The organism is Staphylococcus simulans (assembly GCF_002902285.1).
GTDB classification, from domain to species: Bacteria; Bacillota; Bacilli; order Staphylococcales; family Staphylococcaceae; genus Staphylococcus; species Staphylococcus simulans.
Genome location: NZ_PPRU01000004.1, coordinates 18,789 through 44,487 on the forward strand (window position 1 = coordinate 18,789; position 25,699 = coordinate 44,487).

The window sequence follows — 25,699 nt, forward strand, 5'->3', positions numbered from 1 at the left end:
CTGTCTTTTTAATTGATAATGATTATCATTACCGATATGATGGATTATACAAATCTTTAGTTGTTTTGTAAAATAATTAAATAAGAGGTGTATTATGGAAAATATATTACAACAAACAAATGAACAACCTATAAAGCTCACAGCAGAAGAACAATCTGCTTATGATTACCTTTCTGCATCCCATCCACAATGGGCTGAGCAATTTAAAGCTATTTTACTAACTGCAAGAGACTTGGTTACGAAACGTTTAGTCGTTTCAATTTATCGAGAAAATATGGTCAATCAAGGCCGACAAGCACAAATTATAAATAATACAGATTTACCTTTTGAGTTATCATCGAACACAGGCAAAGTCATGAAGATGGATTGGCCGACATCTAGACTGACACTCTATGCGCCAATTTCAGGATTTCATGCTTTTGATCGTATTGATATGGATGGTCCATTTTATTTCACAGAAATGGATAAACCAGAGACACACCAACGCATTATGCATCCAGAAGAAGTATTAGAAGTGATTTTAACAGAAGCACCTAAATTCAAAGGACCAGCAAGTGATCAATTCAGTGACGATATGATGAATAGTGTAGCCAATATGGCACTCGCACTCAGCTATCAACATATCACTTTAAAAGATGATACACGTGCTATGTTCGATATTATCGCACACGCATCAGATAGTTATTTACGTTCTGAACAATCAGTCATTGAAGGTCACCCGCTTCACCCAGGTGCCAAATTACGCAAAGGCTTAACACCACAAGAAAACATTCAATATTCTTCTGAATTCCAACAACCCATTGCATTAAAATGGATTGCGGTACACAATGACCTCGTTCGTACACAAACACTTGAGCATACATATAATGAAACGCTCTTTAAAAACTTCGAAGGTTTAGAAAGTGCCTTTAACCAAGCAATCCCTTCAGATGAACACAATCATTACAGCATGATTGTGTTACATCCTTGGCAATATGATGAGATTTTAGAACATGACTATGCACAAGAACTTGATACAGGTCAAATTAAGACAATCCCTTACGAAACATCTTATTATGCGGGACTGTCATTTAGAACTTTAATGCCGAAATGGCCAGAAACAACACCGCATGTCAAACTCTCAACCAATGTGCATATTACCGGAGAGATTCGAACATTGTCAGAACAAACCACATTTAATGGTCCACTTGTGACGCATATCGTTAACCAAATATTGACTGAAGACCCTTTATTTAAAGATATTCAAGCTTCTGGAATTTCTGAACTAGCGGGTATTCATTTCTATCACAAACAAGATCAAGGCGACTATCAAACAGAACGCAGTGAACAGCTTGGTTCACTCTTAAGAGAAAATGTTTATCACTTAACAGCACCTGATACTATTAACATCATTCCATCAAGTTTAGTAGTTAGTAATCCTAACGCTGAAATTGCAGTGATAAACTCGTTAATTGAACGTTATCAAAATGCGAAGCAAACAGAATCTTTTGAAGCTGCTTCAGAAGCTTGGCTTGCTGAATATGCGCAAGCATTAGTCGATATTGTGATTCCATTAATGGTGAAATATGGTATTGCTTTAGAAGCACATTTACAAAATGCAGTGTCTTCATTCAATGAAGATGGCAGCTTAAATCATATGTTCATTCGTGACTATGAAGGTTTACGTATTGATGAACAACAACTCAACGACAGTGGTTTCTCAACAGAACATTTCCATGAAAAATCACGTATCTTAACTAGCAAATCAACTTCTGTATTCAACAAGGCGTTCTATTCAACTATCCAAAACCATCTTGGAGAGCTAATTTTAACAATCGCGCAACATACACAAGAAAGCGTGATATCAGAAAACAAATTATGGGATGTTGTTAAACAGATTACACAAAAGAAATTCAATCAAATGCAAGCAGATCATACGATTGATAATGAACGTTTAGCTGACATCAAACACACATTCTTTGCTGAAACGATTGATTATAAATGTGTTACTACTATGCGCTTAGAAGATGAAGCACATGACTATACGTATGTAAAAGTTGAAAATCCTTTAGCAACAGAATAAAAAATGTATCAAAAAGAGGGCGGTATTTTGAAGTTATCTTCAAATCCGCCCTCTTACTTATTTATATTACTAAATCAAGGTACAACGCTGAATTATTGTAAACCTTTATCTTGGTTCTTTTGTTGCTCTTGATTATTTTTTTGTTTTTGTTCAAACTCTTTACGAGTCATAACATCTTCAACACGCATGTTTACTTCAACTACTTGAAGACCAGTCATATATTTTACTTGTTCTTTAATTAAGTCTGTCACTTTATTGAAGATTTTTGGTGCTGATTCACCATATTCTAAAACTACTTTTAAGTCTACTGCAGTTTGTTTTTCTCCTACTTCTACTGAAACACCTTGTGTCACATTTTCAGTGTTAGAGAATTGATTACTGATACTATCAACAAAGTTGCCTTTTAATGATAAGATACCGTTAACTTCACGTGCAGCAATACCTGAGATTTTTTCAATAACTTCATCTGCAAATGTTAATTTATTTTGGAATTTCGGTTGTTGGTTTTGTTGGTTTTCTTGTTGTTGCTGTTCCACTTTATTCACTCCAGTTTCTTGATCATATGCTTGTTTTGTTTTTGTATTATCTACTGCCATAGTACATTCTCCTTTTCAAACATATTATATTTCGTCTATACCCTTAAACTAATTTTCAAATTATAAATTAACTCCATCGATTTAAAAAGTTGAGAAATTGTTGCTTACGGTCTTTAATATACCCAATTCCTATTCCAATCAAACACAACACGATAATCAGGATGGTTTTCCAAAAGCCGAGTGTTAAGAATAAGATTGCGATAACTAAAAACACTAAAAATCCGACAATTCTACCAATATAACTTTTAATAAAATTCACCACGTGTTGTGTTGAATCATTTGGTTGTTGATTATTTTCGTTTGGCATCTGGGTCTCCCTCCTTTATAGTACTCTTGGACTTGATGGACTTTTCTGATCTTTCACATTAACCTCTAATTTTCTTACAGGAATTTCTGTGAAATATTCTACGTTTTTCTTAATATCTGTTCTGACATTTTCTGTTAAAGTTCGTGCATGAGTATCATCTGGTAAAAAGAAGTCCGCTTTTACATCTATGTACGACTTTTTCTTTTTACTGTAGCACTTCGTAACAACATTCGGTTGCATCAACTGCTCGTAATTAGCCATTGTGTCATACACGACTTTCTCGATTGATTTTCTTGAAATATATATATGACCATCTTTATAAAATTTATAAAGACCCGGCTTGCGATGTGTCGGCGCAAATAAGCTGAACACCAAAATAATACCTAACACAATTAACAGTCCAGCCAACGTAAAGAGTACTGGTAAGAACCATGCAAATGTCAGTAATTGTTGTTGGTAAGTTTCAACTTGTGGAATCTGCGGTACTTTAGCGAGCATAAACACTAACATTCCGACAACCACCACAATGATTAATCCTAAGATGAAATTCTTCAATCTTCTCACGGTGCTGCACCTCCTCATATCAATGTTTGTGACGTTACTTTTTTTATACCCCGACTCATTTATAAAAAAACACAATAAATTTTATTGTAAAAAATAAAAGCATAAGTTTGTTTATCTTATGATAAAGCAACTTATGCCTTCATTTTTTTAACTATTCTTCTATTTCTTCCCTGTTACTTTTATGCGATAAAACTTCCGAATGTTTATATCTGGGTTGTTGGTACCGTGGCTTTTCTTCACCTAATGCTCTAAACAACGACCACATCATTAAAATAATAACGATTGAGAATGGCAGTGCTGCGATAATTAATAAGTTTTGAATCGCTTGTGTTCCGCCTGTATAAATCATGATCAACGCAAAGAGTGCTAAAATCACACCCCAAGATACTTTAATTGCTGAAGCTGGGTGGATACTTCCTTTTGCACTTAACATACCAAGCACATAAGTTGCTGAGTCTGCTGAAGTGACGAAGAAAATCATGATAACTACTAACGAAACCAGACTTAATAAAAAGCCGAGCGGATAGTGTTGTAAAGTTGCGAAGGTAGCTGTTTCTGTTGCTTCTTTCGCAATATCCGCAATACCGTTTTTCTGTAAATAGATTGCAGCTGATCCGAAGACTGCAAAGAAGAAGAAACAAACTAAGGCTGGTACAAATAAAACACCTAAAATAAACTCTTTAATAGTACGACCGCGTGACACACGCGCAATAAAGATTCCTACGAATGGTGCCCATGAAATCCACCATGCCCAATAGAAGACTGTCCAGTTCTGCATCCATTGGAATTTTTCTCCGCCGTTTTGCGGAATACGTAAACTCATCCCAAAGAAATTGTAAATATAATTACCTAGTGAGTTTGTAAAATTATTTAAAGTAAAGAGTGTCGGTCCGACTGCGAATAATACGATTAAAACGATAAATGCTAAAATCATATTAATATTACTTAAAGTTTTAATCCCTTTATCGATACCTGACCATGCACTCCATGTAAATAAGAACGTCGCAATAATCACGATAATAACTTGCATGCCGAAGTTAGATGGTACTTTGAATAAATAGTTTAATCCTTCGTTAATTTGCAACGCACCAAACCCAAGTGTTGCCGCAACACCTGTTACTGTCGCAATAATTGCTAATACATCAATGGTACCGCCAAGCGGTCCATTCATACGTTTTTCACCTAATAACGGTACCAACGTTGCACTCACTAAACCTGCATAACCACGATGGAAACTGAAATAAGCGAATACTAACGCAACAATACCGTATACGGCCCAAGCATGAACGCCCCAGTGGAAGAACGCAAACTGCATCGCGTCATCAATGGCTGCTTGAGTTCCAGCTTTATGTATCGGCGTTTGAGTAAATGCATGACTGATAGGTTCAGCTGTTGTCCAGAAAACTAAACCGATACCCATACCTGCACTAAATAACATCGCAAACCATGATTGCAGTGAAAACTCTGGATCTTCTCCTTCTTCTCCCAAAGTGATATTTGAATAACGTGAGAAGAGTAAGTAAATACATACAATCAATATCACTAATAATAAAATCAGATAATACCATGTAAAGTATTTAGCGATGAAAGTTGTAATTTGTTGTGTCCCTGCTTCAAGTTGTTTTGGGAAAATCGCACCATAGATTACAAATAATGTACAAATGACGAGCGCAAACCAAAACACTTTGGTAATCTTTTTCTCTTTCATACCAATAATCCCTTCCTAAATTTGTTGATAACATGTAATTACCCGCTATGACGCTTTTCAATCTCATTTATACAATTATTTTTCTTCTCATAAAAAAACTTATCAAATTTATTATGCACTAAAATTAGAAGCACTGAGAAAATGATTCCCAGTGCTTCAAAAATAATTATTCGTTTTCCATATTAATCACTAACTTACCAATCATGGATTGATTTTCTAATAGTTGATGCGCTTCATATAGTGTTTCTGTAGTTAACCTTTGTATTTCTTTCGTTTTCGTGTGTTGATACGTACCCGCTTCTACCTTCTTAGTCAAATCTGTCAAATGACGATGGAACGTAATCACATTTAAACCATAGTCCGCACGACCAAACATATAATCATGTGTGAATGTCACGCTCTTACCTTTCAATAAGTTTAAATCTTGTTTTTCATCAAAGGCCACAATTGTGACAATATGACCACGTGCTTTAACTAAATCAATCATTAATTCATAATAGCCATCCGTGTCATACGTACAGAAAACATAATCAAATGGCGCAACTTGATGTTCATCTAATTGTGCTTTGATATCTTCTTTATGATTAATCACTAAGTCAGCACCCATTTTTTCTGACCAAGCTTTTGTTTCTTCACGTCCAGCAGTTGTCACTACTTCTAATCCATAAGCTTTCGCAATTTGTGTTGCGATACTGCCGACACCGCCTGCACCGTTAATAATGAATAATGATTTGCCTTTATTATTTTCAGGATTAGATGAAATGTTGAACGTATCGAATAACACTTCATACGCTGTTAGTGCTGTTAACGGTAAGCTAGCTGCTTCTGTAAATGTTAAGTTACTTGGTTTTTTACCTACATAACGTTCATCCATCACTTGGTACTCTTCATTTGAGCCATCATAAAAGCTCGCACCTGAATAGTAAACTTCATCGCCGACTTTAAATAATTCACAATCTGGTCCTGTTGCTTCTACCACACCTGCCGCATCAAACCCTAAAATCCGTGGTGCTTTTTCAACAGGCGCTTGGCGAATTTTAGTATCTACAGGATTAACACTGATGGCTTTGACTTTTACTAATAATTCATTGCCTTTTGGTTCAGGCTTCGTTTTATCAAATTCATAGAATAAATTACCTTCAGATAATTCAAATCCTCGATCTGCACCGATTGCTTTCATTTATATCGTTCCTTTCTTTATATGTTTGTGCCCTTATCATAGAATGACCGATATGAATAAGCAATTTTTCCGTCTTATAAAAAATGACACTAGAATTTCGCTTTGTCAGCATGCTTCTAGTGTCATTTATATTTTAATTATGATTCCATATCAAACACAATTTTACCTTTCATCACATGGTCTTCTAGTAATTGATGCGCTTCAAATAGCGTTTCTGGCGTTAATTCATCGAAGACTTTCGTCACTGTCGGTTGATAAACACCCGCTTCTACTTTTTTAGAAACGTCTGTTAAATAACGGTGATATTGAATCACATCTGTATTATTCAATGAACGTGCAAACATATTTTCATGTCCAAATGTTAAACTTTTACCTTTCAACAAGTTCAAATCTTGTTTTTCATTGAATGCGACAATCGTCGCAAGTGTACCGCGTGCTTTTACGAGATCAATCATTGCTTCATAATATAAATCTGTATCGAACGTGCAGAAAATAAAGTCAATGTCTTTAACATTGTTAGCTTCAAGTTGTGCTTTCATATCTTCTTTATAATTGATTACTAAATCTGCACCCATTTTTTCTGACCAGGCTTTAGTTTCTTCTCTGCCTGCTGTCGTAACGACTTTAAGTCCGTATGCTTTAGCGATTTGTGTCGCAATACTGCCGACACCGCCTGCACCATTGATAATTAATAAGGTTTTCCCTTTATTATTATCAGGGTTCGTAGAGATATTGAAAATATCGAAAAGAACTTCATACGCCGTAATAGAAGTTAATGGAAGACTTGCCGCTTCTGTATAAGATACATTGCTAGGTTTGGTCGCCACATAACGCTCATCCATCGTTTGATATTCGGCATTAGAACCATCAAATTTCAATGAACCGGAATAAAAGACTTCATCGCCAACTTGGTAAAGTTCACAGTTATCTCCTGTTGCTTCAACAACACCTACTGCATCATATCCTAAAATTCTAGGCGGTTGTTCAATAGGTCTTTGACGTTGTTTAGTGTCAATCGGGTTTGCGCTGATTGCTTTAACTTTAATTAATAATTCTCTATCTTTTGGCGTTGGTTTTTCTTTATCAAATTCATAAAATAAATTGCCCTCTGATAATTGAAAGGCACGATCTGCTCCAATTGCTTTCATCATCTATACACCTCATTTATCTAATACATCAGAAATTTTTATCACTTGTTTACCAAAATTCTCACCTGTGAAAAGATTATTGAAGGCTTTAGGGACTTGGTCAAAACCTTCTGCTACAGATGTTTTCGTTTTAATCTTACCTTCTTTAACCCATTGTGCTAATTCTTGACCTGCACGCGCAAAGTCATCTTTAAATTGATGCACTAAGAAACCTTGCATCAATGCTTGATGTTTAATTAACATCGGTTGCACTGCGGGTTCGTAAGAAACTTCTTTATCATTATATTTAGAAATAGAACCGCATACCGGTATACGTGCGAATGTATTTAAGTGTTTAAATACTTCATTTGCGACAGTTCCGCCAACGTTTTCAAAGTAGACATCTACGCCGTCCGGTACTGCTTGAGCTAAGGCTTCTGCATAATCTTCTTTCTTATAATCCACCGCTTCATCAAAGCCTAGTTCATCAATAAGATAGCTTGTTTTCTGATCTCCGCCTGCAATACCGACAACACGGGCACCTTTGATTTTTGCGATTTGGCCAACCACTGCACCGACTGCGCCAGAAGCCGCTGAAACCACGACTGTTTCACCAGCTTTTGGTTGACCGATATCTAACAAGCCGTGATAAGCTGTTTGACCAGTCATGCCTAAAACACCTAAGAATAAATAAGGTGGTACATCTAAATCTGGCAAATGCATTAAATCATCAGCTTTCACTGTACTGTATTTTTGCCATGGCAACATACCAGACACTGTGTCACCTTTTTTAAAGTCAGAATGATTGGATTCTGTTACTTGTCCTACTGCTAAACCTACAATCGGCTGGTCTAATTCAAAACCGCCGATATAAGAATTCGTATTCGGCTTCATACGATTACGCATATAAGGATCAGCTGAAATATAAGCTGTTTCAATTGTGACTTCTCCTTCTTCAGGTGAAGCAATATCAATCGTTTCAAAGCGAAAGTCCTCTGCTTTAGGCAATCCTTCTGGATATTGTGCTAACACAATTTGTTCATTTTGTGTCATTTCATCCGCTCCAATCTATTTGTCATTATATTATTAGTATTGCCGAATTGAGATTTTTCTAACCTTGCTTACTGCCCCATAAGAACTTAAAGATGTTTTTCGCAACTTTACCACTCTCATGAAGTTGACTATGTTGACCTTGTTTACCTTCTATCAAAAGTTCACGATAACTTTTCGCATGATCTATCATAATATATTTTAAAGATTTAGAAGAAGCATTTGTCACACGACCATCACTGTGTGTACCATCTTGGATATCTCCATAAATATTTAAGATTTCTACATTTTTATAGGCAGGATCTTTTTTCAACTTCAATATTTCTACATAACCATCTGTCATTTGATCAGGCTTCCCATTTTTATCTAATGTTACTTTTCCTGGTTCATCTCCCATACCGATGATGCCATTAAAGATACCTGCGATATTGACTTGTTTATGTAAAGTCGGCAAGTCTGGATTATTACTATTGTCTAACATGTACTTCGCAAACGACATATTACTCATAGAATGTGTCACAATGTTGAATTGTTTAAATTGATAATCTTGTTGTAACGCTTCAAGTACATTTTTAATCCAAAATGCATTCAGTTTCATGTCACCATTTTCGTTATCCTTCAAATTAACTAAAACAATCGGGTGTTTATCTTTCGTATCAAATTTACCTTTTAAAGTGACATGGCCATTTGCCCCTACTGTCGCGACGACCGGCTTTTTCGTATAGCCTTCTTTTTGTGCCTGTGTTTCAAAGAAGCGTAATGAATTCACACTGCCGCCATAACCATGCATAAAAATTGTAGGTGTATTGATTTTTGTTTCTTTATCTAACGGATTCGTCGGGTGATATTCAGCCCATATATACTTAACAATACCTAGTACGCCTAAAACAATCGCAATTATGGCGATAATTCTAATCGTTTTCGCATCAGGTTGATTTTGTTTCTCCATCTCTATCCCCTCGTTCTTTCCTGCTGATTGTATATTTTCACTTAAGTATAGAGGTTTCTTTAAAGGACTGCAATGAAAAATAGGCATTCTAAAAGTGGTGTATCACCTTTAGAATGCCTAAATGATTAATCTAATACGGAAGAAACTTGAACGATTTGTTTGCCAATTTCTTTACCTGTAAAGAGAGATCTGAATGCACTTGGGATGTTGCCGAAGCCTTTTACTAATGACGTTTTTGTTTTGAGTTTTCCATCTTTGATCCATTGTGCTAAGTCTTTTTCAGCACGTTCAAAATCATCTTTAAATTGAGAAGCTAAAAAGCCTTGCATCAATGCTTGATTTTTAATCAACATTGGTTGAACAGCGGGTTCATATGATATTTCTTTATCATTATAGTTAGAGATTGAACCACACACAGGTATTCGCGCAAATGAATTTAAATGCTTAAATACTTCATTCGCAACTGTACCGCCGACATTTTCATAGTATACATCGACACCATTTGGTACTGCTTTAGCTAATGCTTCAGCATAATCCTCTTTTTTGTAGTCGACTGCGTCATCAAATCCAAGTTCATCTATGAGGTATTGTGTTTTAGCTTTACCTCCGGCAATACCTACTACATAGCAACCTTTGATTTTCGCAATTTGACCGACGACTGAACCGACAGCACCTGATGCTGCTGAAACAACAACCGTTTCACCAGCTTTTGGTTGGCCAATTTCTAACAAACCATGATAAGCCGTTTGACCCGTTGCACCTAAAGCACCTAAATACCAATGCACTGGTATATCATCATCGACATTTAGCACTTCTAAATCTTCTGCCGGCATTGTATTATAACGTTTCCATTCAAACAGACCTCTGACAATGTCTCCTTCTTTGACTGTATTGTCTTTTGATTGAATTACTTTTGCGAGCCCTCTTCCCCATATTGGTTGATCAATTTTGAAGGCTGTCACATAAGAAGCCCCTTTAATCATGCCATTACGAAAATAAGGATCAATTGATAGGTATGCTGTTTCTAATAACACTTCACCTTGTTTTGGCTCTATGATTTCAGCTGGTTCATAACGAAACGTTTGTTCATCTGGTAATCCGTCTGGAAATTGTGCGAAGACAATTTGTTCATTTTCCATTTTAACCGCTCCTTTTTTTACTTATACTTCTAAATTAAATGTGAAATGCATAGAGTTCAATATAAGCAACTTAAAAAGCCGTAACTGAATGGAGGCAGTTACGGCTTCGTTTATATTTGTGAGAAGTTATTAAGGAATTTTCTATTATGTTTAATGGATGAATAGAATGGTTGTTATTTGTTCAGGTATTTTTCAATGTAAAATGCAGATTCTTCGATAGATTTATATTCCGTGTTAATGACAATGGCATTAAATTTATCAAAGACTTCTTCCGCATAACTTAATTCTTTTTTAATGCGATGTAAACTGTTGTAGTTGGCTGAACTTTTCATACCCAGTACACGGATGCGTTCTGTACGGATATTCATAATATAATCGGGACTTGCGGTTAAGCCGAATACTAACATTTTCTTGTTGAAGACTTCTTCAGGAATCGGTGCTTCAGGCACTAATGGAATATTGGCGATTTTATAACCTTTGTTCGCAAGATACATACTAAGAGGTGTTTTAGATGTTCGGGACACACCTAGAATCACCGCATCTGCTTCTTCAATACCGGTAAAAACTTTGCCGTCATCATATTTGACTGAGAATTCCATTGCCTCAATACGTTCAAAATAGTGCTGATCCATTTTGCGTAAGGCACCGCTTTCGCGTAAGGCTTTTTTATGTGTTTTGTTTTCAATTAAATTAAGCAAATCTGTCATATAATCTACATAAAGGATACCTTGCTCTTCAGCATAAGCTTGACCGATTTGATTAAATTTTGGATTCACGAGCGTTGTGATGACAATCGCATCACGCTGCTTTGCTAATTTTAAAATCGTTAGAAATTCTTCTTCATTTTTAATGAAGGGGAATTTCTTAATTTCTACGTCATCTTCTATATCAGGAAACTGCGTTAATGTCGCATGAATCATACGCTGCGCAGTTTCTCCGATAGAATCTGACACTATATATAATGCTAAATGTTCGTTATTGTTTTGCACCGATTGCTCTCTCACTTTCTGCTTGGCTTTGAGCAGCAGCCAACATTGCGCCAGGAACTCTGAATGGTGAGCATGAGACATAATCAATCGCTAAGTTATTGAAGTAATGAATTGATTTCGGATCACCGCCGAGTTCACCACAAACCCCAATTTTGATGTTTGGATTTGCAGCTTTAGCTTGCTCTACTGCTGTTTTAATCAACTGACCTACACCATCAACATCCAATGTTTGGAATGGGTCGACTTCAAGTAAGCCTCTGTTGATATATTCACTGATAAATTTACCTGCATCATCACGAGAGAATCCAAATGTTAATTGTGTTAAGTCATTCGTACCGAAACTGAAGAACTCTGATTCTTTCGCAAGTTGCCCTGCAATCAAGCAAGCTCTTGGTGTTTCAATCATTGTTCCGATTAAGTAATCGATCGACGTATTGTCTTTTGCTAACATGCTTTCAGCTGTCGCTTGGATTGTGTCTTTTAATGTTTTGAATTCTTCTACTGTAGATACAAGCGGTATCATAATTTCAGGTTGACTTTCGATACCCTCATTTTTTAATTTTAACACACTGCCGATAATCGCTTCAGTCTGCATTTCAGCAAGTTCTGGATAAGTTACTGCTAAACGGCAGCCACGGTGACCAAGCATTGGGTTAGTTTCATGCAAGTCAACAATACGTTTACGCAGCACGTCTTTATCAACATTTAATTGTTGTGAAACTAATTGAATTTCATCATTTGTTTTCGGTAAGAATTCATGTAATGGCGGATCCAGTAAACGTACAATTGTCGGACGGCCATTAGATAATCTGAAAATCTGTTCGAAGTCTTCAATTTGATATTTACGGATTTCATTTAATGCTTCGATTCGTTCTTCTTGTGAAGAAGCTAAGATGAAACGACGCATTTGAACTAAACGTTCTGCACCGAAGAACATATGCTCAGTTCTGACTAAGCCGATACCTGCTGCATCAAATTGGTAACCTGATGCGATGTCTTGAGGCGTTTCAGCGTTCATGCGTACATTTAAACGTGCAGTTTCTTGTGTCCATTGCATGAAGCGATCAAAGTCTTCACTGTGGTCAGCATCTGTTTTTTCAATATCGCCTAAATAAATGTTACCTGTTGAACCATCAACTGAAATGATGTCACCTTCATTTAACGTTTGGCCATGATATGTTACAACTTTATTTTCAGTATCGATATTTAAGTTTGAACAGCCCGTTACACAACATTTACCCATACCGCGAGCAACAACTGCCGCATGAGATGTCATACCGCCATGCGTTGTCACAATCGCTTCACTTGCGACCATACCTTCAATATCTTCAGGTGATGTTTCAGGTCGCATTAAAATTACTTTTTCACCTTGATCCGCTTGTACTTTCGCATCTTCTGCTGAGAAGACTACTTTACCTGTTGATGCACCCGGACTTGCGGGAAGACCTGCATCAGAAATTGCTTCTGCCGCTTCAATCGCTTCTGGTTTGAACGTCGGATGCAATAATGTATCAATTGATTTTACATCTACCTTTGTTAGCGCCTCTTCTTTAGTGATAACCCCTTCATCTACTAAATCAACCGCAATTTTCATTGCTGCTTTGGCTGTACGTTTCCCATTTCTTGTTTGTAAAATATAAAGTTTACCGTTTTCAATTGTGAATTCGATATCTTGCATATCTTTATAATGTGCTTCTAATTTCTCAGTCACATCTACGAACTCTTGATATACCTCAGGCATTTGTTGTGCCAGTGTTTCAATTTCTTTTGGTGTACGAATACCTGCCACAACGTCTTCACCTTGTGCATTTAATAAGTACTCACCAAAGACATGGTTATCACCTGTCACAGGGTTTCTTGTAAAAGCAACACCTGTACCACTGCGGTCTCCACTATTACCGAAGACCATTTCTTGGATGTTGACACCTGTACCGATATCGTGCGGGATATCATTTAAATCACGGTATACACGCGCACGGTCGTTATCCCAAGATTTAAATACCGCTTCAACTGCTTCAGTCAATTGTGTAAATGGATCTTGCGGGAATGGTTTATAAACTTCTTCTTCATAAATTTCTTTGAAACGTGCACTGATGACTTTTAAACCTTCTGCTGGAATTTCAGCATCAGTTTCATAACCATTATCTTCTTTATATTTGTCGAAGTAGCGATCAAATGCTGTCATGTTGATACCGTATACAACTTGTCCAAACATTTGAAGCAAGCGACGATAACAATCATACGCAAAGCGTGCATCATTTGTTTTTTCAGCTAACTTCTCAACATTTTCATCATTTAAACCTAAGTTTAAAATCGTGTCCATCATACCCGGCATTGAAATTTTCGCACCACTACGGACAGAAACTAACAACAAGTTGTCGTCAGATGAAAAAGATTTCCCAGTACGTTCTGAGAAAGCTTTGAGTTGTGTATGTAATTCCTCTTTTAACTCGTCAGATAATGTTGCGCCTTGTTTCAAATATTCAATACATGCTTCTGTAGTTATCGTAAAGCCATCTGGTACTGGTAAACCTAAGCGCATCATTTCAGCTAAGTTTGCACCTTTACCGCCAAGCAAATCCTTCATGGATTGACTACCTTCTTCAAATGCATAAATATATTTTGTCATTTGTAGATCACCTCATCTATTTTTATCAATGTGTCATACTAATCAGTTTATAGTATGTCATACTGAAAACGCTTTTACAATTAAAAACATACAATTGTTTCAATTAATTTGTTAAATATTTCACTAATTCGTTACATTTTAGTTAAAAGCAATGTTATTTACCCTTTTAATTAAATGAATTAAGCTAAAGATAAGAAGATTAAAGGAGCATCTATAATGAAAGGTTATGAATTATGTGTCAGTAAGGTACCCTTATTCCAAAATTTAGATACAGAAGCATTAGAACATGTCTTTTCAAAAGTTCATGCGACAAAAGTACGTAAAGGCGATTACCTCTTTATGGCTGGAGATGATGTGCATACTTTATTTGTGATTCATTCCGGCAAAGTACGCATCTATAGACTGACGGATGAAGGGGATGAACAATTAATCCGTATTTTAGAACATAGTGATTTTACAGGTGAGTTGACTTTATTTAATGCATCAGATAGTGCTAATACGTATGCAGAAGCGTTAGAGGACAGTGATGTTTGTACGATTAACCAATCCTCTATTCATCAATTAATGACAGATTATCCTGAAATCGGAATTAAAATGATTGAAGGTTTGGCAGAACGATTGAATCAATCTGAAACGATGACGACACAAATCGCATTGATGAGCAGTAAAGAGCGTTTACTGGAATACATCCAACTAGAGACAACAGACGGTTTATTAAAGCTTTCAATGACTAAAAAGAATTTAGCGACTTATTTAAGCATGCAGCCAGAAACACTAAATCGTACCTTCAAACAACTGGAACAAGAAGGTATTTTAGACAAAATCAATCACAATACCTATAAAGTACTGAAAAATTGATCTAGGTCAATTTTATTTCTCTCCTTCTCTCGTATCATTAAAAGTGAAAGCAGACATCACTTCATATGAGAGGAGGAGTTTTTTGATGTTTACAAAATGGATTTATCGTTATGAACAAACATTGACATTAGTCGCATTCATTGCCATTGTAGCTGGCATCTTGATACGTATCTTTCTAAAAGATATTGCTGTAATTGGAGATGCTTTGCTTATCTTTGCGACTGCTATTGCGATGTTGCCTATCGGATTACGTGCGATACAGGCACTACGATTTAAAATGTTCAGCATTGAACTGCTGATTAGTATCGCAGTCATCGGTGCACTCTTTATTGGTGAATTTATCGAGGCAGCTGTTGTAACGTTTCTATTCTTATTTGGAAGTTATTTAGAGAAAAAGACATTAGAACGGACACGTCGCTCCATTCAATCTTTAACGGAATTATCACCTGAAGAAGCCTTAATTAAACAAGCAGATGGATCACGTACTTTAGTATCAATCGAAGAAGTTTCAAGAGGTGATCGCATTATATTAACAGCAGGCAGCCGTGTACCTGTTGATGGTCACATCATTGAAGGTGAAGGTACATTTAACGAAGCTTCTATTACAGGTGAATCGGTTCCACTGACAAAGTGTCAACAAGATACGTTATACAGCAGTACGATATTAGAATCTGGCTATGTTGAAATGATTGCAGATAAAATCGGAGAAGATACTGCGTTTGCGAAGATTATTGATTTGATTGAAGAAGCTCAAGAAACTAAATCTAACACCGAACGTTTCTTAGACCGCTTCGCTAAATGGTATACACCCGCTGTCATTGTATTAGCCGCTATTGTTGGGCTTATCACTTGGAACTTGCATCTCGCAATTACTTTCCTCGTTATCGCATGCCCAGGTGCATTAATTATCGGTGCTCCTGTTTCAAGTGTTGCGGGTATAGGTAATGGCGCAAAACATGGTGCTTTGATCAAAGGCAGTGACATTATGGAGACCTTAGCACATATTGATGTGATGGTCTTTGATAAAACAGGTACATTGACTAAAGGACAACCAGAACTCTTACGTGTACAAACTTATAATAATCCACCTCATGATTTATTAGGTTTAATCGGTACTTTAGAACAAACCTCTGAACATCACTTAGCCCATGCGATAACAAGTTACGCTGAACAACATCATGTGTTGACGGATTATGTTGTAGAATCAACAACGCCGATTAAAGGAAAAGGCATTGCAGGTCAAGTTGATCATCAACAATTAATCGTCGGTAACCGTGCTTTGATGCAGGATCACCATATTGATATTTCACAAGCTGAACAAGATGCCTTATACGAAGAACAAACCGGTCATACTTTAGTCTTTGCGGCAATTAACGGAAAACTAGCAGCTGTTTTATCGATTAAAGATGAAGTACGTGAAGATGCGAAACAAGCCATTGACCTAATGAAACAACATGGTGTGAAACGTACCATTATGTTAACGGGTGATAATGCACATACTGCACGTGTGATAGCAGAACAGTTAGATATAGATGAGGTTGAAGCAGGCTTATTACCGGAAGATAAAACAGCTTACGTTAAACAACTACAAAATCAAGGTTATCATGTTGCGATGGCTGGTGATGGTATTAACGATGCCCCTGCGATTGCGACTGCAGATATCGGCTTAGCTATGGGAGATGGCGGTACAGATATTTCAATGGAAACCGCAGATATCGTATTAATGGCGGATCGTTTAAAACAATATGCTCATGCATTCTTATTAGCTAAAGCCACACACCGTAATATTAAACAAAATATCTGGATTGCGATGCTGACAGTATTCGCACTGCTCATCGGTGTACTCCTCGGCGGTGTGAACCTAGCGATTGGAATGTTTATCCATGAAGCAAGTGTCTTAGTTGTAATATTCAACGCTATGCGTTTAATCAAATTTAAAATTAAAGGAGAAGATTTAAATGAAACAACTCAAACTACAATTAGAAACCCTGACATGCCCTACTTGTATCAAGAAAATTGAAGGTGCTTTAAATAAAACAGAAGGTGTTGAATCAGCAAAAGTCTTATTCAACAGCAGTAAAGTCAAAGTTAAATATGAGGACACAATCATCTCTTCTGAACAAATCAGCGAAACAATAGAACAATTAGGGTATAGTGTCTTACAAGTAGCTTAGTCTTTCATACAGAATATTAAAGTAAAATAAGTCAATTATCTATTTAAATTCACGTGTGATATACTAGCACTTCATTCAATATTTGATGAAAGGTGATTAACCATGCTGAAAAATCAATTTCCAATCGGTAAGTTCCAAAAACCAGATCGTTATAGTGTAGAAGATTTAAACACGTGGATTGATGCGATTGAAGAATTGCCAGATATACTCACAACACTCACAACGAACGCATCTGCAGAAGAACGTCATGCGACCTATCGTGAAGGCAGTTTCGATGTTCAAACTTTAATTCACCATATTGCTGATAGCCACATGCACGGTTTTATTCGTACGAAACAAACATTGACTGAAGACCATCCATTTGTCACATCATTCCTACAAGATGCTTGGGCTGAAGCTCCAGACAATCAAGCACCCTTAGAATACTCACTAGAACTGATTGACGGCATGCATAAACGTTGGGCCATCTTATTACGTGACCTGCCTATCGAAGCATTTGACCGTACGTTCTACCATCCTGAAGAAGGTGAAGGTAGACTTGCAGATCTTGTAGCTAAAATGGCTTGGCATGGTAACCATCATCTAGAACATATTAAATTGGCACTAAAGGAAATTGAGGAAAGTTAATGAATTTTCAAGGACTCACAACACTATGTTGTGGGTCTTTTTTTGTTCAAATTTAAATTTAAATGTACTAATAATGGCAACTTTCCTACATCTTTTAAAAAGTATTGACGCTTCAAGTAAGCGGTTTTATACTTTAAGTGAACAAAAGGAAACATAAAGAAACACAAACCAACAAAGAAGGTGCATCTAAATGACTAAACTATTTTTTGAGGACACTGTTTTCGTAAGTGATGCAGACTCAAAAGAAGAAATTTTCAAAGAGGTATCAGAAGCTCTTGTTAAACAAGGAGATGTAAAAGATAGTTTCTTTGAACATGTAATCGAAAGAGAACATAACTACCCTACTGGCATGGATTTATCATTGTTAAATGGTAAGTATGCCAATATTGCAATTCCACATACTGAATCAGAATACGTAAATACTACAAAAATCGTACCTGTAAAATTGAACCATCCTGTTCATTTCAAAAACATGATTTCACCACACAATGATCTGGAAGTATCTTTTTTATTCATTATCTTAAATAGCGATAAAGCTAAACAAACACAGTTACTTGCTAGAATCATGGATTTTATCAATTCTCAAAAAGAAGAAGATATGCTTAAATTCTTCAACTTTAATAACTCAACAGACATCTATAACTACTTAGATAAAAACTTTAAATAATTAGGAGTGAAGACATCATGATTAAAATTTTAGCAGCATGTGGCGCAGGTGTTAACTCAAGCCACCAAATTAAAGCAGCACTAGAAGAAGAATTAACAAAAAGAGGTTATCAAGTTAGCTGTGATGCAGTAATGATTAAAGATGTTAACGAAGACTTATTAAGTGGATATGACATCTTTGCTCAAATTGCTAACACTGATTTCAGCTTCCCTATTACAATTCCGGTTGTTGACGCAGGTGCTATTCTTTATCGTGTGCCAGCTATGGCAGAACCTGTTTATCAAGCAATGGAAGATGCGATTAAATCTATTCAAAAATAAGAATTCATAATTTTAACCACTTAGAACAATCACCAAGGAGAGGATAAAATGAACTCGCTTATTGATTTAGCCAACACCATATTCAAACCTTTAATTGATTTAGGAGCTGCTCCATTAATGACTGTGATTCTTGCAATTATCACCTTCATTTTCACTAAAAAACTTTCTAAATCTCTTGAAGGCGGTTTGAAATTAGGTATCGCTTTAACAGGTATCGGTGCAATCATCGGGATCTTAACAACAGCATTCTCACAAGCCATGACAGATTTCGTTGAACGTACTGGATTATCTCTTAGTATTACTGACGTAGGTTGGGCACCATTAGCAACTATTACTTGGGGCTCCCCTTACACATTATATTTCTTAGCAGTAATGGTTATTGTGAATATCGTTTTATTATTCATTAACCGTACTAACACTTTAGATGTTGATATTTTTAACATCTGGCACTTATCTATTGTAGGATTATTTGCGATTTACTGCGGAGCAAATTTATTTGTCGCAACACTATTAGTTATCTTTATCGGCGTTATGAAAATCATTAACTCTGATTTAATGAAACCGACATTTAATGACTTATTAAATGTACCATCATCAAACCCTATGACATCTACTCATATGAACTATATGATGAACCCATTCTTGTTAATCATGGATAAAATCTTTGATAAAGTTTTCCCTTGGTTAGATAAATATGATTTTGATGCTGCAAAATTGAACAACAAAATTGGTTTCTGGGGTTCTAAATTTGCCATTGGTTTATATTTAGGTGTATTTGTTGGTTTACTTGCAGGACAATCACCTACTCAAATCTTTGCCTTAGCATTTACTGCTGCTGTTGCATTAGAGTTATTCTCTTTAATCGGATCTTGGTTCATCGCATCTGTAGAACCTTTATCTCAAGGTATTTCAAACTTTGCTAACAGTAAATTAAAAGGACGCCAATTAAACATCGGTTTAGACTGGCCATTCATTGCTGGTCGTGCAGAAATCTGGGCAGCAGCTAACGTATTAGCTCCTATCATGTTATTAGAAGCAATGATTTTACCAGGTAATAAACTTTTACCACTTGGTGGTATTATCGCAATGGGCGTTACCCCTGCTTTACTTGTTATTACTCGAGGTAAATTATTACGTATGATTATTATTGGCGCAATCGAATTACCATTATTCTTATGGGCAGGTACATTAATAGCTGAATTCGTAACTGAGACAGCTAAAAAAGCAGGTGCTTTCCCTAAAGGATTAAGCAGTGATACATTAATTTCACACACTACTATGGAAGGTCCACTAGAAAAATTCTTAAGTTATTTAGTAGGTCATGCAGTACATGGTGGCGGTATGTTTATTGTTTACGCTATCGTTGCACTTGCAATCTACTTACTTGCTTTCATCTGGTATGCATTTGAAATGAAAAAACGAAATAAAATTTACGAAGAACAAGGTAAATAAAATAATAATCAAAATAAACGTAGGTGTCTTACATCGATGTTTATTTATGACAAATATTTTAAAATTGTGGGATGTATTGTGGTATAAAACACATAATACATTGACATCTATCTATTCATTTACCTATACTTTAATTGACCAGATAAATATTAAAATACTTACTAACGAAGAAGGAGCAACTTATGACTCAATTATTTTCAAAAGATAGCGTTTTTGTATCAAATGCGGATAGTAAAGAAGCGGTACTAACAGAAGTATCAGAAGCATTAGTAAAAGCAGGTTATGTAAAAGACAATTTCTTAGAACATGTTTTAGATCGTGAAAAAAATTACCCAACAGCCCTAAGCTTATCAAATATCAGTGAAACATACCCTAATGTGGCAGTACCACATACTGAACCTGAATTTGTAAACACAACTAAAATTGTACCTGTTAAATTAACTAACCCTATCGTATTCCAAAATATGAGTTCACCTCATAAAGATTTACCAGTAGAATTCTTATTTGTGATTTTAAACGGTACAAAAGCAACTCAAGTACATTTATTATCAGACCTTATCGTGTTCTTTGAAAAACAAGATAAAGCTGAATTAGAAAAGTTCTTTAAATTGACTGATACAGATGCAATTTATGAGTATCTTCAAGCAAACTTTAAAAAATAATTTTTTCTACTAACGACATTCGTATATTGCTTTAATCCTCAAATCAAATTGGTTTGAGGATTTTTTACGTTTAAAGGACCAAAATTAAATAAAATTGGGTATTATTATTTAAATGCTTTTACAATTTAATATTAAGGAGAACGCCATGCAGAGAAATAAATTACGTTTATTGATTCCTATTGTCACTTTATTATTAATTTTGGTTTCAGCCTTATATGTACAAACTACACAAAACGGTTTGATTCAAACGAGCGCAGATACCAAGGATAAAACTCATTTTATGAATATTTGGTTGATCTATTTAATTCCACTTGTTTTGCTATTTGTTTTACCTTTACACTTTAAGTTTCAACCCCTTATTCAGAAACCTTTGAAGTCAGAACGTATTTTACTCATATTAGGTATTTTATATATCGTACTTGTGTTTCTTACACCTAAACCCTACTTTGAGCTCTTTTATATTTATAAATTTGTATTATTGTTGTTGATTCCTTTATGGATTATTAAGCGAGAAAAACTGTCCATACTCTCTAAAGCTAATCCAGTGATTGATTGGTCTCTTGCGCCTATTGTCTATGTAATTTGGTTAGTGCTCTATTTTAGTCCTTTGAACAACTTATCTCATATCTCTTATGATGAACCTTATCTTTTCGTACTGATATTTGCGATCATTTCAATATTAATGAATGCTGTATTAGAAGAAGTGTTTTACCGTGTGTGGCTACAAACACGTTTAGAACATTTGGGTATAGTGTCTTCTGTATGTATCAGCACAGTACTTTGGTCTTTATGGCATGCGGGCATCCAAGGACAAGGAAATCTTTTGGATTTGTCAGCACAAGCATTGGTCACACATGCGCTTGCGGGGATATTCCTTGGCTTTTTCTGGGCCAAATATCGAAATATCTACTTACTGATATTAATTCATATCTGTATGAATTTCCCGCTATACTTGATTACTTATTGGTCAAAATTCTTACCGTTTCTTTAAAACGACTGTGATAAATGAACAACCCACGAATCAATATTGGACTCGTGGGTTGTTCATTTTATTATTAATTAACGTTTATTGTTTAGTCGCATCTCGTTTGAACTTTTGTGGTAACTCAAAGAATGGTTGAATATCTTGTACATATTCTAAAATACCAATATATTCATCTTTTTCATCAAATAAAGCTTTGTATGTGACGTGAATGAATTGGTTACCTTTTTTAAACCACATGGATTCAGACTTTTTTTGTTTTGTTTTCAAATCACGAATAATCTGCATCACTTTGCTTAAACTTTTTGGTGGATGACAATTAGCCACATTTCTTCCAATAGAGATAGGTGTACGGATAAACATCATGTCAGACGCTTCAACTAAATCATTGAAATACTTAAAAGTGCCATTTTTATCTACAAACGTAATTTCTACTGGCAAGTTATTTAAAATAAGGTCCGCTTCTTTTGTCGTTAAGAAACCTCCACCAAAGCGCAAATTCTGTTGCCCTTGTTTTGCATCATATTTTGCGTCAATAGAAGTTAATTCTATTTCAGAATCGTGCCATATCTCAGGAACTTCTATCGCATAGCCAAAAGCACTGCTTTCTTGCGCAATTTGTTGCCACTCAACTGCACTGATGTCTTCCTGCATTAGTGGGATGAATAGTATCTCTTCTTGGCGTAATATGTCCGTTAAACTGCTTTCTAATTCAGTATAAGCATTTTGAATATGTCGCCAATCTACTTCTTCAAGTTTAGCTACACGTTTTTGTAGTTTATTCAACGCAAAACGAATCACATCATCATCAGCCCACATTTTTCTCGGTAAGATATACTCTCCTCTTCGTTCTATGACAGGAAAGATAATCTTTTCTTTACGATTAAAATGTGGAATTAAACCTGAAAGTGTTTGAACTTTCCATTTAAATAATTCAATCGCTTCTGTTTCATTCACCTTTACTTGATCTAACAAAGCGCTTGTTTCTTGAAGCAATGACTTAAATATATTAATTTCTTGTTTGAAGATATTCAGTGGATGCGTTTTATCATTTGAAAGTGTGATTTCTGTCAGTGATTGTTTTGTCACCTTTTCATATGTTGAGACAAAACGTTCTATTTCATACATAGACGTAAATTTTTCAATAAAGTAAAGCTGTCTAAGTGCTTCTGTTATTTTACTGCTTGATTCGTTTTGAGAGAGTTCTATTAACATGTCAGTAATATCTTCTTGATGTATATGTTGATCAATGAGTCCTTTAACTTCTTCTTTAACCTCATTTGAAACTGAACTAATATTAAACATCACAAACACCTGCAATTCTTATATTTCATCTCTTCTAGTATAACTGTTTAATATCAGTGACGATATTAGCATATTCACTGAATTTTATCAGATTAATCACTGAATATGTGTTAATATTTGTGTTTGCGTATCCCATTCATAGATCGCAGGCATTTTCATCTGAAGGAAATCTTCATATTGAAACTTGCCTTTAGTTAAATGATTAAATAACAGTGACATTGCGGTGCCATGTCCACATATTAATAATGTAGATACATTACTATTCTTTATAATTTGATCATAGGTTTGAACGATACGATTTTGTACTTCATTTAAAGACTCACCATTTTCCAACTTGTAGTCAAAATCTCGCCACTGCTTTTCCGCAAATTCATAAAAGTCTTCTACCCAATGTCCTATTTTTCTTTCACGCAATCCTTCTTCTTTATGAATTGGTAACTTTAACCTTTGTGAAGTTGGCAATATCGTTTGCATCACACGACGATAAGGACTGGCGTATATTTGTTCAATGTTTTTATCGTCAAAAAAAGATGCCAATGCTTCTGCTTTATTCAGCCCTTCTTTAGTTAAGGGTGCAATGACATCTTCTTTCACACTATTATCTCTTAATGAATGTCTGACAAAGTATATTTTCATTCTTTTTTATTCTCGTCCTCCTCATCCTCTTCTTCATAAATTGTTAAACTCAAATCAATATAATCTTCCATTTTACTACCTTTACCTTCTTGAGGATTCCACAGTACTCTTTGGTAATCTGTTCCTCCATCCAAAAAGATACAACCACATTTACAATTGACCATTTCATGTCTATGTGTAGATTCAATAATATCTCCGCACATTTTACATTTCGCAATACTTCTGATGATTTTTTTCATGATGTCCCCTTCTTTCAAGTATTGAGTTTTATTTAATCATTTAAGTTTTCAAGTTGTTCTAATCTTTTTTGATACTGAAGATATAACATGGTAAATCTACTGTTGCTTTTGTTATCCCAAGGTTTTGGACGACCACAAAAATGTAAGAACACAGTATGATAGGCAACCCAATGTGTATCGTACTTACCTACACTTTTTGTATAATACATATTTGCTTGTCTTGTGTCATAATTCCAAATTTCTTCCGGTATTTCTTTAATCTTATCACCATACAAACTATTCATAACGTCTTGATCAGGTAATAATAAGTATTGATTATTTTTCTCTATAAAATTAAAAATATCATCCATGCTTATTTCTTGTCTTGCTTTTTCTACATCAATCAACATAACTCCTGAATTGAAATATACTTGACCTTGTTTCGTACCTAAACGTAGATTATTCATGCCTTGTGAAAATTTTGTAAATCCTTCATGTGTTGCTGCCGCAAATATATTCCTTTCTAAATTCAGATTCCATAAATCGTCTATTGTATTAATCACTAAAATATCTGGATCTAAATAAAGTACTTTTGTCACTGATTCAGGCAGTAATTCACCACACGCTAATCTAAAGTACATTTCTTGAGGATAACGTTCAACTGTTTTCGCATTGCCAAAATAATTGGGCGGTACTTTAACTTCTTCTAATTCCATATTAAATGATGACAATAATTCTTCTAACTGCATTAGTTTACTTTGTGGTATTTTCTCATGAACCAACCAAACTTTAAATGATAAATGGGGATTCGTATCATGTAATGATAACAACATAACCTTTAATGGTTTCAAATAGTTTTCATTTAGCGTTACTAAAATATCTACTTTTTCATGCAATGTTACCGCCTCCTTCTTTTAAAATAATCATATCACACACAACTAATTAATTAGAATTGAAAGCACCAGCGAATTAATGATATGAAAGTATACCAGAAATGAAAAAATTTCTAAAAGGTCGATATGTAAATAACTTTTACAGGCATAAAAAAACACTCCCCAAACTTGGGAAGTGTTTGAATAATAGTAATCGTTTGTCCAACAATTAACGTTTTGAGAATTGTGGTGAACGACGTGCTTTTTTAAGACCTGGTTTTTTACGTTCTTTCATACGTGGGTCACGAGTAAGTAATCCAGCGCGTTTTAAAGAACTTCTGTATTCAGGATCTGCTTCTAATAATGCACGAGCGATACCGTGACGGATAGCTTGTGCTTGACCTGTGAAACCGCCACCGTTAACGTTAACTAAAACGTCGTAGTTACCTTGAGTTTCTGTAACTTCGAATGGTTGGTTTAAGTCTAAGATTAATGATTCGAATGGTAAATATTCACGTACGTCAACACCGTTTACAGTGATGTTACCTTCGCCTGGTACTAAACGTACACGTGCTACTGAGTGTTTACGACGGCCTGTGCCTCTATATTCAACTTGTGCCAATGTA

General features: G+C 35.4%; 26 protein-coding genes. 10 read left to right on the top strand and 16 right to left on the bottom strand.

Features of this window, described 5'->3' with window-relative positions; translation table 11 throughout:
• Window positions 1-94: 94 nt before the first annotated feature.
• Window positions 95-2,062 carry an IucA/IucC family protein gene (locus CD112_RS00675; protein ID WP_070626365.1) on the top strand — a complete coding sequence of 656 codons (1,968 nt, stop codon included), beginning with the start codon at window positions 95-97 and terminating at the stop codon, window positions 2,060-2,062.
• Between the two features lie 92 nt (window positions 2,063-2,154).
• Here the strand turns inward: CD112_RS00675 and CD112_RS00680 are convergent, their stop codons facing one another.
• From CD112_RS00680 to ppdK, 11 genes are all read right to left on the bottom strand, one after another.
• The gene (locus tag CD112_RS00680) at window positions 2,155-2,658 is read right to left on the bottom strand and encodes an Asp23/Gls24 family envelope stress response protein (protein ID WP_103363689.1); all 504 of its coding nucleotides are present in this window, start codon (window positions 2,656-2,658) and stop codon (window positions 2,155-2,157) included.
• A 67-nt stretch (window positions 2,659-2,725) separates the two neighbouring features.
• Window positions 2,726-2,965, bottom strand: coding sequence for a DUF2273 domain-containing protein (locus tag CD112_RS00685; protein ID WP_002479520.1), 240 nt, complete (start codon window positions 2,963-2,965; stop codon window positions 2,726-2,728).
• Between the two features lie 15 nt (window positions 2,966-2,980).
• Window positions 2,981-3,529, bottom strand: coding sequence for an alkaline shock response membrane anchor protein AmaP (amaP, locus tag CD112_RS00690; protein WP_002479521.1), 549 nt, complete (start codon window positions 3,527-3,529; stop codon window positions 2,981-2,983).
• Window positions 3,530-3,680: 151 nt separating this feature from the next.
• Complete coding sequence (locus CD112_RS00695; protein WP_002479522.1) at window positions 3,681-5,237, bottom strand: BCCT family transporter; 1,557 nt, start codon at window positions 5,235-5,237, stop codon at window positions 3,681-3,683.
• A 166-nt stretch (window positions 5,238-5,403) separates the two neighbouring features.
• Window positions 5,404-6,417 (bottom strand): zinc-binding alcohol dehydrogenase family protein, encoded by a 1,014-nt coding sequence (locus CD112_RS00700; RefSeq protein ID WP_103363691.1) that lies wholly within the window; start codon window positions 6,415-6,417, stop codon window positions 5,404-5,406.
• Window positions 6,418-6,554: 137 nt separating this feature from the next.
• On the bottom strand, window positions 6,555-7,565 hold the full coding sequence (locus CD112_RS00705) for a zinc-binding alcohol dehydrogenase family protein (protein ID WP_070625791.1): 1,011 nt from the start codon (window positions 7,563-7,565) through the stop codon (window positions 6,555-6,557).
• Between the two features lie 12 nt (window positions 7,566-7,577).
• Entirely contained in the window at window positions 7,578-8,597 is a 1,020-nt protein-coding gene (locus CD112_RS00710) for an NADP-dependent oxidoreductase (RefSeq protein ID WP_070625712.1), read from the bottom strand.
• 58 nt (window positions 8,598-8,655) lie between these two features.
• A complete protein-coding gene (locus CD112_RS00715) occupies window positions 8,656-9,543 on the bottom strand; it encodes an alpha/beta hydrolase (RefSeq protein ID WP_070625714.1) in 888 nt (295 codons plus the stop codon).
• Window positions 9,544-9,668: 125 nt separating this feature from the next.
• Complete coding sequence (locus tag CD112_RS00720; protein ID WP_070625716.1) at window positions 9,669-10,682, bottom strand: NADP-dependent oxidoreductase; 1,014 nt, start codon at window positions 10,680-10,682, stop codon at window positions 9,669-9,671.
• A gap of 173 nt (window positions 10,683-10,855) precedes the next feature.
• A complete protein-coding gene (locus CD112_RS00725) occupies window positions 10,856-11,671 on the bottom strand; it encodes a pyruvate, water dikinase regulatory protein (protein ID WP_103363693.1) in 816 nt (271 codons plus the stop codon).
• Window positions 11,658-14,300, bottom strand: coding sequence for a pyruvate, phosphate dikinase (gene ppdK / locus CD112_RS00730; RefSeq protein WP_057509869.1), 2,643 nt, complete (start codon window positions 14,298-14,300; stop codon window positions 11,658-11,660). The genes CD112_RS00725 and ppdK overlap by 14 nt, the downstream gene beginning before the upstream one ends.
• 216 nt (window positions 14,301-14,516) lie before the next feature.
• Between ppdK and CD112_RS00735 the strand changes: the two genes are divergently transcribed.
• The 9 genes from CD112_RS00735 (at window position 14,517) to CD112_RS00775 (ending at window position 22,051) form a co-directional block, all read left to right on the top strand.
• A complete protein-coding gene (locus CD112_RS00735; RefSeq protein WP_023014963.1) occupies window positions 14,517-15,158 on the top strand; it encodes a Crp/Fnr family transcriptional regulator in 642 nt (213 codons plus the stop codon).
• Between the two features lie 85 nt (window positions 15,159-15,243).
• Entirely contained in the window at window positions 15,244-17,178 is a 1,935-nt protein-coding gene (locus CD112_RS00740; RefSeq protein WP_070625720.1) for a heavy metal translocating P-type ATPase, read from the top strand.
• Complete coding sequence (locus tag CD112_RS00745; RefSeq protein WP_057509872.1) at window positions 17,117-17,332, top strand: heavy-metal-associated domain-containing protein; 216 nt, start codon at window positions 17,117-17,119, stop codon at window positions 17,330-17,332. The genes CD112_RS00740 and CD112_RS00745 overlap by 62 nt, the downstream gene beginning before the upstream one ends.
• 102 nt (window positions 17,333-17,434) lie before the next feature.
• Window positions 17,435-17,959, top strand: coding sequence for a YfiT family bacillithiol transferase (locus tag CD112_RS00750; protein WP_060803675.1), 525 nt, complete (start codon window positions 17,435-17,437; stop codon window positions 17,957-17,959).
• Between the two features lie 190 nt (window positions 17,960-18,149).
• Window positions 18,150-18,626, top strand: coding sequence for a PTS sugar transporter subunit IIA (locus CD112_RS00755; RefSeq protein ID WP_070625722.1), 477 nt, complete (start codon window positions 18,150-18,152; stop codon window positions 18,624-18,626).
• Between the two features lie 17 nt (window positions 18,627-18,643).
• On the top strand, window positions 18,644-18,946 hold the full coding sequence (locus CD112_RS00760) for a PTS sugar transporter subunit IIB (RefSeq protein ID WP_070625724.1): 303 nt from the start codon (window positions 18,644-18,646) through the stop codon (window positions 18,944-18,946).
• Between the two features lie 48 nt (window positions 18,947-18,994).
• Window positions 18,995-20,398, top strand: a complete 1,404-nt coding sequence (locus CD112_RS00765; protein ID WP_070625726.1) for a PTS galactitol transporter subunit IIC — start codon at window positions 18,995-18,997, stop codon at window positions 20,396-20,398.
• A 182-nt stretch (window positions 20,399-20,580) separates the two neighbouring features.
• Window positions 20,581-21,060, top strand: a complete 480-nt coding sequence (locus CD112_RS00770) for a PTS sugar transporter subunit IIA (RefSeq protein ID WP_002479534.1) — start codon at window positions 20,581-20,583, stop codon at window positions 21,058-21,060.
• A 145-nt stretch (window positions 21,061-21,205) separates the two neighbouring features.
• Window positions 21,206-22,051 (top strand): CPBP family intramembrane glutamic endopeptidase, encoded by an 846-nt coding sequence (locus CD112_RS00775; RefSeq protein ID WP_070625730.1) that lies wholly within the window; start codon window positions 21,206-21,208, stop codon window positions 22,049-22,051.
• Window positions 22,052-22,126: 75 nt separating this feature from the next.
• Here CD112_RS00775 and CD112_RS00780 read toward each other — a convergent pair whose 3' ends face one another.
• The 5 genes from CD112_RS00780 to rpsI all read right to left on the bottom strand — a co-directional run bounded on the left by CD112_RS00780 (window position 22,127) and on the right by rpsI (window position 25,695).
• Entirely contained in the window at window positions 22,127-23,347 is a 1,221-nt protein-coding gene (locus CD112_RS00780; protein ID WP_070625732.1) for a PAS domain-containing protein, read from the bottom strand.
• A gap of 96 nt (window positions 23,348-23,443) precedes the next feature.
• Window positions 23,444-23,983: a histidine phosphatase family protein gene (locus CD112_RS00785; protein ID WP_070625734.1), complete on the bottom strand. Its 540-nt coding sequence runs from the start codon at window positions 23,981-23,983 to the stop codon at window positions 23,444-23,446.
• Window positions 23,980-24,222 (bottom strand): DUF7695 domain-containing protein, encoded by a 243-nt coding sequence (locus CD112_RS00790; RefSeq protein ID WP_023014969.1) that lies wholly within the window; start codon window positions 24,220-24,222, stop codon window positions 23,980-23,982. The genes CD112_RS00785 and CD112_RS00790 overlap by 4 nt, the downstream gene beginning before the upstream one ends.
• 32 nt (window positions 24,223-24,254) lie before the next feature.
• Window positions 24,255-25,097 carry a glycosyltransferase family 8 protein gene (locus CD112_RS00795; protein WP_070625735.1) on the bottom strand — a complete coding sequence of 281 codons (843 nt, stop codon included), beginning with the start codon at window positions 25,095-25,097 and terminating at the stop codon, window positions 24,255-24,257.
• Window positions 25,098-25,302: 205 nt separating this feature from the next.
• On the bottom strand, window positions 25,303-25,695 hold the full coding sequence (gene rpsI, locus CD112_RS00800; RefSeq protein ID WP_002479540.1) for a 30S ribosomal protein S9: 393 nt from the start codon (window positions 25,693-25,695) through the stop codon (window positions 25,303-25,305).
• Window positions 25,696-25,699 lie beyond the last annotated feature (4 nt).

Bases quoted from the DNA above. Each gene is read 5' to 3' on its own strand.
- CD112_RS00675 (WP_070626365.1), top strand. From the start codon at position 95: ATGGAAAATATATTACAACAAACAAATGAACAACCTATAAAGCTCACA.
- CD112_RS00680 (WP_103363689.1), bottom strand. From the start codon at position 2,658: ATGGCAGTAGATAATACAAAAACAAAACAAGCATATGATCAAGAAACT.
- CD112_RS00685 (WP_002479520.1), bottom strand. From the start codon at position 2,965: ATGCCAAACGAAAATAATCAACAACCAAATGATTCAACACAACACGTG.
- CD112_RS00695 (WP_002479522.1), bottom strand. From the start codon at position 5,237: ATGAAAGAGAAAAAGATTACCAAAGTGTTTTGGTTTGCGCTCGTCATT.
- CD112_RS00700 (WP_103363691.1), bottom strand. From the start codon at position 6,417: ATGAAAGCAATCGGTGCAGATCGAGGATTTGAATTATCTGAAGGTAAT.
- CD112_RS00705 (WP_070625791.1), bottom strand. From the start codon at position 7,565: ATGAAAGCAATTGGAGCAGATCGTGCCTTTCAATTATCAGAGGGCAAT.
- CD112_RS00710 (WP_070625712.1), bottom strand. From the start codon at position 8,597: ATGACACAAAATGAACAAATTGTGTTAGCACAATATCCAGAAGGATTG.
- CD112_RS00715 (WP_070625714.1), bottom strand. From the start codon at position 9,543: ATGGAGAAACAAAATCAACCTGATGCGAAAACGATTAGAATTATCGCC.
- CD112_RS00720 (WP_070625716.1), bottom strand. From the start codon at position 10,682: ATGGAAAATGAACAAATTGTCTTCGCACAATTTCCAGACGGATTACCA.
- ppdK (WP_057509869.1), bottom strand. From the start codon at position 14,300: ATGACAAAATATATTTATGCATTTGAAGAAGGTAGTCAATCCATGAAG.
- CD112_RS00735 (WP_023014963.1), top strand. From the start codon at position 14,517: ATGAAAGGTTATGAATTATGTGTCAGTAAGGTACCCTTATTCCAAAAT.
- CD112_RS00740 (WP_070625720.1), top strand. From the start codon at position 15,244: ATGTTTACAAAATGGATTTATCGTTATGAACAAACATTGACATTAGTC.
- CD112_RS00745 (WP_057509872.1), top strand. From the start codon at position 17,117: ATGAAACAACTCAAACTACAATTAGAAACCCTGACATGCCCTACTTGT.
- CD112_RS00750 (WP_060803675.1), top strand. From the start codon at position 17,435: ATGCTGAAAAATCAATTTCCAATCGGTAAGTTCCAAAAACCAGATCGT.
- CD112_RS00755 (WP_070625722.1), top strand. From the start codon at position 18,150: ATGACTAAACTATTTTTTGAGGACACTGTTTTCGTAAGTGATGCAGAC.
- CD112_RS00760 (WP_070625724.1), top strand. From the start codon at position 18,644: ATGATTAAAATTTTAGCAGCATGTGGCGCAGGTGTTAACTCAAGCCAC.
- CD112_RS00765 (WP_070625726.1), top strand. From the start codon at position 18,995: ATGAACTCGCTTATTGATTTAGCCAACACCATATTCAAACCTTTAATT.
- CD112_RS00770 (WP_002479534.1), top strand. From the start codon at position 20,581: ATGACTCAATTATTTTCAAAAGATAGCGTTTTTGTATCAAATGCGGAT.
- CD112_RS00775 (WP_070625730.1), top strand. From the start codon at position 21,206: ATGCAGAGAAATAAATTACGTTTATTGATTCCTATTGTCACTTTATTA.
- CD112_RS00780 (WP_070625732.1), bottom strand. From the start codon at position 23,347: ATGTTTAATATTAGTTCAGTTTCAAATGAGGTTAAAGAAGAAGTTAAA.
- CD112_RS00785 (WP_070625734.1), bottom strand. From the start codon at position 23,983: ATGAAAATATACTTTGTCAGACATTCATTAAGAGATAATAGTGTGAAA.
- CD112_RS00790 (WP_023014969.1), bottom strand. From the start codon at position 24,222: ATGAAAAAAATCATCAGAAGTATTGCGAAATGTAAAATGTGCGGAGAT.